Annotated in this window: 1 protein-coding gene; it reads right to left on the bottom strand. The window is 33.3% G+C overall.

The annotated features are described in order from the left end of the window. A partial coding sequence (locus IC221_RS29300; protein ID WP_188172330.1) for a transposase occupies nt 1–532 on the bottom strand: 532 nt, incomplete at both ends.

Below are 532 nucleotides of genomic sequence, written 5' to 3'. Positions count from 1 at the left end.
TTTTACTTTTCTTTTTCCCTTCTTCCGTTTTTAAAAAGTGAGTGGCTTTTGCTCGTAATCTATTTGCATTTTCTGATATCATTATTTTCCTATACTCAGCTGTCGTACATTTATTTTTTAAAGGGCAAGTATTACATTTTTTACACCTGTATTCTTGTATGATGTTTTTATAGCCATTTTTATGAATTTTGATACGTTGACCGTACCACTCTAATTTTTGATCATTGGGGCATAAATAATAATCACCATCCTCGTAATAGGGCATATTTTTCGCGATAAATTGATTCTTTTTATAAGCCTCTTTTGTCTGTTGGTAATAACCTGGAAACTTCACATAAGGTATTATTTTACGCTGCTCCATCCAAGTAAAAGTTCTTTCTGAGCCATAGCCACCATCCGCTACGATATGTTTCAATGTACCTTTCCCATACCATTCTTCATATTTTTCAACATGAGGTATAAAGGCCTTCTGATCACTTGAAGTTTGATGTAAAGTTACTCCTGTAATAAAACCTTTACTTGTCCCTACTTG

The sequence above is a fragment of the Flammeovirga sp. EKP202 genome, from assembly GCF_014534745.1.
Classification (GTDB): Bacteria; Bacteroidota; Bacteroidia; order Cytophagales; family Flammeovirgaceae; genus Flammeovirga.
Note: the sequence above shows the minus strand (reverse complement) of the source record. Positions and strands in the feature narration are given on the sequence as shown.